The sequence below is a fragment of the Vibrio sp. 1078-1 genome (genome assembly GCF_033340475.1).
Genome location: NZ_JAWOWM010000035.1, coordinates 1 through 7,325 on the forward strand (window position 1 = coordinate 1; position 7,325 = coordinate 7,325).

The window sequence follows — 7,325 nt, forward strand, 5'->3', positions numbered from 1 at the left end:
ACTCGCTAATATTGGGGCCAAATCAGGGTTGGCCTCTATCACTTCCATGTCAATTTTCCTCATAAGCACATAACGCCCGCTTAAGTGGTGAGCAACGCAATACGGTGCTCCCGCATACCACCTTAATCACTACAATCAACGCATGATAAAAATGCCACGCGTTGCGAATCCGTCTTAAAGCGTTTGTTAGGTTTGTTTGCCTATGTTCCGGGCAATCATCAACACTTCATCGGCCGAATATAAACTGGAAATTGTCGTCTCGACTTCAGCGCCTAAAGTGGTTTTATATAATTCTTGAGCATAATTATCAGCTCTTGTAGTAACCAACACATGCTTCAAAATAGATTGTTTAAGAACAAGCTGATTTTTTACCTGAGGCAATGATTCGACGATCAGCTTTCGACCAATACCATTTCCCTGATAATTCGGCATGACGGCTAGTTGCTCTAATTCCAAAACGGCTTCAGGACGAAAACCACTTTTCTGTACCCAAATAATATAACCGACAATTTCATTATCAATATCAGCTACATAGATCAAGTAACGTGGGAAGGCATTCAAATTACATTCTAACCATTCATTTGAGTAGTTTTGCCTAACAAACGCAGACTTATGAACTAGAGCTGCACTTGGTAAATCTTTTTCCGTCATTAAACGAATGATCAAATTGACCTCCTGATATCGACAATAAACCTAACGCCCTGTTAAGGTGTGAGCAACGCAATACCGAAGCTCCCGCATACCACCTTAAACACTAAAACCAACGCACAACAAAAATGCCACGCGTTGCGAATCACTCTTAAACAGTTTGTTAAACGTTTTTTTGTGAGAAGTGTTCAACAACCTTCATACCAACAACAGTATTTTTATGGTCAAAGAAACCTAAATATTTCTTCAAATCTGATGTACCACTACGACTAAGAATTAGTTTATTTACCATAGAGCGAACACCAAACTGATTTACGAGCGAGTTTAAAGGCTGCCCTTTTATAGCAACCTTAAGCACACCAATGCCTGCTGTGAACGTAGGAGCATTTGAGTCTACAGAACCTATAGTCGAATCGACGTATAAAGAGATAGATTGAAGAATTTTGGAAAATTTATTCATATCTTTATAGCTACCATCGCTTAATGCTTGCTGGTAGCAGTTTAACCAATCTCTTAGTTCTTGGTACTCTTCTCTTAACTGAAGAGCTACCTTAATCATATCGCTTGCAGAATTTGACTCTTGTATAACTCGTATCGGTAAAGGAAGCATATTTACATTTAGTGCATATAGTTCACTACCTGCGTTATGTAGCGCAGCTATAGAAGCTCTTTTCTCTGAAACTAGGTTGTTTAGTCTCAGTACTGAATCTTCGTTAGAAACCATTATTCCAGCATCAGTAAAAAAGCGCTTTCTAACTGGGTGAGGCGTATATCCTTTTTCGTAAACAAAACCTCTAGCTAACATGCCTGCACCGCCCCATAGAGTTTGTGATAAGTACCCGTGCGGAGCATATCTATTCTGAATAAAACCTACTCGGTTTTCTTCATGATCTTTCTTTAAATCTGATGTCAAACTAAGGCGTTCAATAAACTCGTCACGCGGTCCTTGTAGCCTCTTATAGTCGACTAAAAATGGGTAGGGTCGTATAACCCCCTTAGAGACCGCCTCTTGAAATGGGTTTCCTTCACAGTTCCAAGCACTAATAAAGTTCTCTTCGACTAAAATCTGATCACGTAAAATAATATCAGTGAGTAAATCAAACAGTGCTTCTGTATTGATAATGGCACTCAAGCTATCTTCATAAGAGTAACGATCGTTCTCTTTGTCGATTGCAATGTAGTGTGATTTACTTTCATCAATACCACCTGTCAGTAACCCACCAATATTTTGTAATGACCAGTTATCTAAAATAACGCTCTGACTCATTTATGATCCTTTAAATTTCTGCTCATGTTGAAGCTAAGAAAACGTTTAACGCCCTGTTAAGGGGTGAGCAACGCAATACCGAAGTCGCCGCATACCATCTTATTCACTAAAACCAACGCATAGTGAAAATGCCACGCGTTGCGAATCCCTCTTAAACAGTTTGTTATGTTGATTGTTCCCAAAAACACGGCTTACTGCTTCTACCTTTAGAAAGCACGTAATCTAACTTGTCTAAACAGCTACAAGTTTGCTGTGACAGCATGCTTACCGCTCTCAGTTTTAAGCCAATAAAGTTGTGTTGATACGGGAAGTACTTTTGAGACTCTAAGCCTTTTAAAAGCGGTGTAATACCACACCAAAGCCCCCATACTTTTTTATATTGAGAGTCAAACCGTTTGCAAAGGTCAATAACTTCTATGTTTAGTAAGTCCTCATCGGGAACGGACTCTAGCATATTAATCAAAAAATGATTTACGGTAACCTCACCATCTATTTTCTGATTAAGCACGATATCTAGACGCTCTATGTAGAAATTAAAATCTTGCTTAGAGTCTTGAATAAAGACCATATCCCTCGAATGCTGTTCCGATAGTAATTGAACCCTTGCTTGAGCAAATATAACCGCAAATGCTAGAAGCGCTATCAAAGGAGAATAGATGCCACCTAGAGCGCTTCCCATACTTGCCCAGTCTTCGTGCTGACTCCATACACCAATACCAAACTGAAACGAATAAATAGCAATAGGTGCGATTAGAATGGCTAATAAAACAAGCCAAAGAATTAAAGAGTACTTCTTCAAATGATCACCAATATCTAGTTTCAACATAACGCCGCATTAAGGGGTGAACAACGCATTCCACCCAAACTAAACCATTGTGCCGTAAACACTAAAGCCAATTCAAACCAAAACTGCCGAGCGTTGTGAATCCCTCTTGAATGCTTTGTTAGTTGGCAAGCCTAACGCTTTGATTTGAAGTTAATTGCCGCTTTGCCAACACGAGGTTTACGTGTTTTGAAAAACTTAAATCAGGCGCAGTTTCAAAGCGCTTGTTGCTGAAACCACTTGGAACATACAACGCCGTAGAAAAGCGAACTGACAACACCAAGAAAACCTTTTGAAAAGACAGTGTAGCCGAGCAAACTTTCAGCGAATAAATCGGGTTCTGAAACAATAAGCCCAAACCGAAAAAACAACCGAAGCTCGATTCTCACAAACTCCTAAAGCTAAAATTTGAAATACGAAACCGAGCCGAAAACACACGGACATTAGCCCTAAACATTCTGCTTTAAGTACGCTTTGCCTCGTTGGCAACTAACGCCCTGTTAAGGTGTGAGCAACGCAATACCGAAGCTCCCGCATACCACCTTAATCACTAAAACCAACGCATAGTAAAAATGCCACGCGTTGCGAATCACTCTTAAACAGTTTGTTAGTCGCGAGGCACCGAGCGACAATTTTAAGCCGAACTAAACTTTGCGAACAACAAATTTTATGTGCTCTGATGCATTTGAGTCAGGCGTAGTCTCAAAGTGGCTACTCAATGAAACCACTTGGAACAAACAACGCCGCAGAAAACGAACTGACAACACCAAAAGGCGCTTTTGGAAAGCTAATCTCACAGTGCGGACTTTCAACGAAGTCACTGAAACCACGTGGAATTTACCACACCAGAGAAAACGTCATTTCAGCGAGTAAATCGGCTTTTGTACCGACAAACTCACCGAGCGGAGTTGCAACCAAAAATAGACTCTCGATTGCCCTACTCTGTAAACACCAAAGAACAAAACAACCGGTAGGACAGGTACAAAACTGTGGACTTAAAACAGCTAGAACTAAGCTCTAATGAGCTACGATTAATCGGCGTACCAAGCAAACAGCTGCCAAATTTTAAGCTCAGAAACATGATTTTGATTGCTAGCTTTTTCTGGCGACTAACGCCCAATTAAGGTGTGAGCCACGCGACCACGACACTAAAACTGAACGCCGTAAACACTGAACTTGACTCAAACCAAAAATGCCAAGCGTGGGGAATCACTCTTAAATTGTTTGTTATGCCTATATTTTTATCGCCTGATCTAATCTGTCTAGTTTTTCTACTAGCTTATGAGTCTCAAGGATTAAGGACTCTTTATCAGCAAGAAACTTCTCATTTCTTTCCAAGATAGACTCATCTAAGTCAAAAGCTTTAAGATTACCATTACTATCCTTTTTCATAGGTTCATAATGAAAAGGATAATTCATATAGCGATACATTTCTGCGAGCTTGCGTTCCAACTTAATAGCATCGTCTAATACCCAGAAATCACGCGTAATTTGTATGGCATCTAACTTAGCACTGGAGTCCAAGACATTACGCATGTATGAATCAACTTTACTTTGCAATTCGAGTACTTTTTCGTCGCTACTTGGCTTATTGCATACTATCGCAGCTTCAAACGCCCACTGTGACACATATTTAGACAGAAGAAGCGAGTCCCTTTTAATCTCCTGCAGGGCTGATATTTTATTTTGAGAACGAAAATTCTTTACTACTAACAAACCTACCACAAATAGAGCCAGTGTACTCAACCCACCAATCATAGCCCCAATAGCACCTATCCAATCAGTTACATTAGTCGTACTATCGGGATCAAAGCTAACTTGCCCAATAATTGTTCCAAAAGAGATAAAACAAGCAGCAAATAGTAAGCCTGAAAATATAACTAATAGTGATTCTTTTTCTTTCATATTTCCTCGAAACCATATAGGCATAACGCCCTGTTAAGGGGTGAGCAACGCAATACAAAAGCCGCCGCATACCACCTTAAACACCAAAACCAACGCATAGTAAAAATGCCACGCGTTGCGAATCCCTCTTGAACAGTTTGTTATAACTCATTTACTCAGTGGGTTCGAAAAAATTTGGAAGCAATAATTCTGTTTTATTACTAACAACCCAAGAATAAACATGCAGGTTCTCGTTTGTTAGTTCTTTGATTCGATGATCGGTTTCGATATTGTTTTTCCGTGTTTGTTCCCAAACCTTCGAGACTTTTCTATGAAATGTTAATAGTACTTTTTCATTCTCAGGATCAAAGACTAACGTTCTGACAAAATTACCAACAGCCTGAATCTTGAAGGTTTCTTCATCTTTAGGGTGAAAAAAATATTTCATATGACCTCCTGAGTTATAACGCCCAATTAAGGTGTGAGCCACGCGACCACGACACTAAAATTGAACACCGTAAACACTAAACTTGACCAAAACCAAAAATGCCAAGCGTGGGGAATCACTCTTAAATTGTTTGTTAACTTACATTCTCAAACAGTTTCGTCAGCTTTTTTAGTTCGACCTCTTTTGACTTAAGCCTGCGAGATTCTTCGATAATACTCTTGTAACACAAGTACGTTGCCGAGATTTCACTTTTTACTCTGCTCTCAATGAGGGAGTAATTATTGTCTTCATACATATCCCAAACCCCACAACCAGACTCAAATTTTAGTCCTTTTACAAACTTATTCATTAACCCGTTTTTAGGTGCAGGATACATATAGCCTGTATTTAGGTTAAACAAAGGAGTTGCTATCTGAGACAAATCCATTACTCGAAATTTATTCTGTAATTCAAAGGCTTGCTGATTTGATAGTAACTTGTACCTTTTGAATAACTCGAACAAGATCGGCACGTCTGAAGATGAAATACCGATACCGCACAAAACAGCTGACCTCGTACCATTGTGTGCTTTGCTGACCTTTTCTGACGCTTTAACTAAAACATCAAGCATTCGCTCAAGGAGCACACGCTCATTATTTTCGTGCTCCCACAGCCAATAGCTTTTAATTTTTTTTGGAATAGCATCATCGTGGGTTTTGTCGACAGTAAAGCCGTTTATACTTAAAAAACCACCACCTAGAATTCGGGATGCTTTATCCCATGGGTTATAACAAAAACCTACTTCCTTTCGCGACTTTTCAGGAACATAAAATTCCAGATCAAAAATAACTGTAATACAGCTACCTAATTTAGTTTTCAATTTTGATGTACCTCCATGTAAGTTAACGCCTTGTTAAGGGGTGAGCAACGCAATACCGATGCCGCCGCATGCCACCTTAAACACTAAAACCAACGCATAGTAAAAATGCCACGCGTTGCGAATCCCTCTTGAACAATTTGTTAGGTGAATTATCGCGCACCCAACTCCTTTAGTTTCCTTGCACTTTTTAGAACAGGTTGAAGATAGTTCTCTAGCGCTAAAAACCATTGCGGCTCAGACAACTTACCATCAGAGCCAACTTCTAAGGGAGGTACCCAATCTTTGTGCCGATTAAAAAGATCTGGGATTGAATCACTAACATTCGACAATTGATTTTGGTTAAAACCATTGCAAATCAGCTCATCTACGTCAAACAAAGCACGCTCGTATATTGAAATTATCTTGGCATCGTTATGGTTTAGTTGAAGATGAGCAATTAAAAGCGTCAAACGTCCTTTTAAGTCGTTTAGCTGCATCCATCTATCATTATTTGTGTAGTGATATTCCATTAATTCACCTAACGCCCAATTAAGGTGTGAAGCACGAGACCACGACACTCAATTTGACCACCGTAGACACTGAACTCAACCCAAACCAAAAATGCCAAGCGTGCTGAATCACTCTTAAATTGTTTGTTATGCCTAAATTATTTGCAACTCCTGCCTCATCAACTCCATCAGCTCTTTAGCCGTTGCTTGCGTTTCTACTCCAAGAGCGGCCAACTCACTTTGAAATTTTGCAGATAACTCATTATTTTGAGACAAAACTATTTCTAGAAGTCTATTCATGAACTCATTGGACTTATCAAAAGATGCCTTAGTTAAGGCCTCCAAACGAGCGAATGTTTCAATCATCTGGTCGGTCGCAGTGAGTTTTAATTTGTTAGACTCTGCCTGTAGTTTCATTAAGTCTTCCATGCCATCGCGCATTACCTCGGAAATTTTTGACCCAAACCAACACACAACTTCACGCTCTTTTTCTTTGTCGCCAACTTGTGCAGCTGCTAAATAGTCATTGAAGTACTGGTCGATAATTGGTTGCATCTTTGCAGGAAGATCTACTTGATACTTTTTACCAAAGGCATCTAGATTAGACACGTATGCTTCGTACTGAGTGGCTTTAAGTTCGAATACTTTTTTCCTTCTCTCTGCTTCCAGCGACAATCCATGCTTCAAGTTCTCTAACGCTTTGTCATGGCTCTGCTTGTTAAAATAAACAAACAGACCCCAAAGCACGTTCACCACACCGAACACCCAAGCAAAATAGTCAGGGTTTTCCTGAATAACATTGTAAACAGATTCCATACTTCCTCTTTAGGCATAACGCCGCATTAAGGTGTGAGCGGCGCTTGGCTATACTTGAGCGAAGCGAAACTGCCAAGCGTTGCGAATCACTC

9 protein-coding genes are annotated in these 7,325 nt (G+C 39.9%); 1 reads left to right on the forward strand and 8 read right to left on the reverse strand.

The window, feature by feature from the left end; translation table 11 throughout:
* Window positions 1–186: 186 nt before the first annotated feature.
* The 3 genes from R7190_RS25105 to R7190_RS25115 form a co-directional block, all read right to left on the reverse strand.
* On the reverse strand, window positions 187–651 hold the full coding sequence (locus R7190_RS25105; protein WP_318137629.1) for a GNAT family N-acetyltransferase: 465 nt from the start codon (window positions 649–651) through the stop codon (window positions 187–189).
* 160 nt (window positions 652–811) lie between these two features.
* Window positions 812–1,915: a hypothetical protein gene (locus R7190_RS25110; RefSeq protein WP_318137625.1), complete on the reverse strand. Its 1,104-nt coding sequence runs from the start codon at window positions 1,913–1,915 to the stop codon at window positions 812–814.
* A gap of 163 nt (window positions 1,916–2,078) precedes the next feature.
* Window positions 2,079–2,741: a hypothetical protein gene (locus R7190_RS25115; RefSeq protein ID WP_318137626.1), complete on the reverse strand. Its 663-nt coding sequence runs from the start codon at window positions 2,739–2,741 to the stop codon at window positions 2,079–2,081.
* Between the two features lie 715 nt (window positions 2,742–3,456).
* On the opposite strand from R7190_RS25115, the gene R7190_RS25120 reads away from it, so the two are divergent.
* A complete protein-coding gene (locus R7190_RS25120; protein WP_064490315.1) occupies window positions 3,457–3,759 on the forward strand; it encodes a hypothetical protein in 303 nt (100 codons plus the stop codon).
* A gap of 212 nt (window positions 3,760–3,971) precedes the next feature.
* Here R7190_RS25120 and R7190_RS25125 read toward each other — a convergent pair whose 3' ends face one another.
* The 5 genes from R7190_RS25125 to R7190_RS25155 form a co-directional block, all read right to left on the reverse strand.
* Window positions 3,972–4,643, reverse strand: coding sequence for a hypothetical protein (locus R7190_RS25125; protein ID WP_318137627.1), 672 nt, complete (start codon window positions 4,641–4,643; stop codon window positions 3,972–3,974).
* A 151-nt stretch (window positions 4,644–4,794) separates the two neighbouring features.
* The gene (locus R7190_RS25135; RefSeq protein WP_170890311.1) at window positions 4,795–5,070 is read right to left on the reverse strand and encodes a hypothetical protein; all 276 of its coding nucleotides are present in this window, start codon (window positions 5,068–5,070) and stop codon (window positions 4,795–4,797) included.
* Window positions 5,071–5,203: 133 nt separating this feature from the next.
* Complete coding sequence (locus R7190_RS25140) at window positions 5,204–5,929, reverse strand: hypothetical protein (RefSeq protein WP_274004150.1); 726 nt, start codon at window positions 5,927–5,929, stop codon at window positions 5,204–5,206.
* Window positions 5,930–6,078: 149 nt separating this feature from the next.
* Window positions 6,079–6,438 (reverse strand): hypothetical protein, encoded by a 360-nt coding sequence (locus R7190_RS25150; RefSeq protein ID WP_318137628.1) that lies wholly within the window; start codon window positions 6,436–6,438, stop codon window positions 6,079–6,081.
* Between the two features lie 132 nt (window positions 6,439–6,570).
* The gene (locus R7190_RS25155) at window positions 6,571–7,233 is read right to left on the reverse strand and encodes a hypothetical protein (RefSeq protein WP_318132058.1); all 663 of its coding nucleotides are present in this window, start codon (window positions 7,231–7,233) and stop codon (window positions 6,571–6,573) included.
* Window positions 7,234–7,325 lie beyond the last annotated feature (92 nt).